General features: G+C 56.9%; 1 protein-coding gene and 1 pseudogene. Both read right to left on the reverse strand.

Going from position 1 to position 1,772, the window contains the following annotated elements; translation table 11 throughout:
- Positions 1-76 precede the first annotated feature (76 nt).
- A pseudogene (locus NOM06_RS20760) lies at positions 77-874 on the reverse strand (AsmA family protein); the annotation flags it as partial.
- 132 nt (positions 875-1,006) lie between these two features.
- Positions 1,007-1,513 carry an NUDIX domain-containing protein gene (locus NOM06_RS20765; protein ID WP_255913028.1) on the reverse strand — a complete coding sequence of 169 codons (507 nt, stop codon included), beginning with the start codon at positions 1,511-1,513 and terminating at the stop codon, positions 1,007-1,009.
- Positions 1,514-1,772 lie beyond the last annotated feature (259 nt).

Here is a 1,772-nt window from a genome sequence, read left to right on the forward strand (position 1 = left end):
TGTCATTGAACACCTCAGGTCATGGTGGCGACTGTACCACCTAAAATGGTGTCCGGGATGATTAGACCACTACAGACGTGAGGTTGCTCCACTCACCAAGGGCCAGTCGGTCTCCCTTGATGGAGAAACTGTCGAGTCGCAGGGACGGGTCACTCAGGCTGCCACTGAGGCTCAGATCTTTCAGTTCACTCGCCATCACCTCCTGCGCCAGCTTGATCTGGGTCTGCCCTTTAACATCGAAAGCGAGCTTGTCGGCACTCCCCTTGGCGGCCAGCGTCACGGGTACCCACTGATCGGTGGCCAGCTGCCCCATATCGAGATCGAGGCGATCCAGTCGCAGCGAGGTGCCGCTGCGATCATCCTGTACCAGTGCACTGGCCTGGGAGAGCGCGACACCCTGCAAGCTGATCTGCCAGGGCTTGCTGTCAGCGGTTGGCGCTGGGGCTGAGGGAGCGACCGGTTCGCTTGCATCAGCAGTGGCCTCTTTGAGCAGTCCGCTCAGATTGGAGCTGCCATCCGCCTTGGTCTGGATAAAGAGATGGGCGCCACTCAGGGTCACCTTGCCGATTTCCAGACGATGGGAGAGCAGCGGCAACAGCGCCACCGAGGCCTCCCCCTGTTCGAAACGAACCAGATCCGGCTCGGCAAAACCGGCCGGATTGCGCAGGGCGACCTTCTCCAGCGAAAGGCCGAGACTCGGCCAGAAACGCCAGTCAATCTCCCCCGCCATCACCAGTTCCCGGCCCGTGCTCTTGCGCACCTGTTCAGCCAGTTGGGGCTTGAATTGATTGGGGTCGATAAGGCTTATCAACGTCACTATGGCCAGCAAGGCCGCCACGGCGATGCCGAGCAAGATGAGAACTATCTTCTTCACGATATGCTCCTTGAATCCGGATCCACTGCAGACTATACCACTCACCGTCTGACGAATGGCGTCTGCGGGACAAAAGCGGACAAGGATGAGACAGGGATGGTCGCTGCCAATCCCCATCGTCATCAGCAGGGATCAGGCTTGCAAAGGGGATTGCTGCAGCCGCGCCATCGCGGTGCGCGTCGATTCGAAAGCAAAGCGGGACAAGGGGATATCGCTGATCTTCAACCACTGACAGGCGGCCACATCATCAGCTGGCTGGATGAACGGTTTTTCACTCAGCTTGATGGCGAAAAAGGTGTCACAGGTGTGATAGGTGATGCCATCGTAGGGATAGATATTGGGGAATGAGCCAAGATAGGTGCAAGGATGAGCGCTGACATCGAGCCCCAGCTCCTCCTGCAACTCGCGCACCAGTGCCCCCTCTAGCGACTCGCCGGGATCGACAAATCCGCCCGGCAGATCCAGCAACCCCTTGCCAGGATTACGGGCACGCACCGCAACCAGCACCTCGTCCTGCCAGCAAAGCGCCACCATCACCGCAGTCGCCACATTTTGGAAAAAATGAAAACCGCAGCCACAGCGAAACTCTTTAGGGCTGACGCTCTGCAGGGTTTGACCGCCGCATTTTGGACAAAACATGGGCTATCTCCGACGAAATAAAGCACCATTTTACGCTGTTGCGACCGTTTTTTATGAATAAAGCAGACGAGGAGGACTAGGAATTCAAAGGGAGAGGAATAAACCTGGTCAATTATCAAACGAATCGTTGATTTTCAGGCAATAAAAAACCCCGCTCATTGAGCGGGGTTCTTAAATTGGAAGCCTGGCAGTGTCCTACTCTCGCATGGCGAATGCCACACTACCATCGGCGCTACCGCGTTTCACTTCTGAGTTCGGC

It is taken from the genome of Aeromonas sp. JL9 (assembly GCF_024436075.1).
Classification (GTDB): Bacteria; Pseudomonadota; Gammaproteobacteria; order Enterobacterales; family Aeromonadaceae; genus Aeromonas; species Aeromonas veronii.

Excerpts from the sequence above, each read along its gene's own strand:
- NOM06_RS20765 (WP_255913028.1), bottom strand. The coding sequence starts at position 1,513 with ATGTTTTGTCCAAAATGCGGCGGTCAAACCCTGCAGAGCGTCAGCCCT.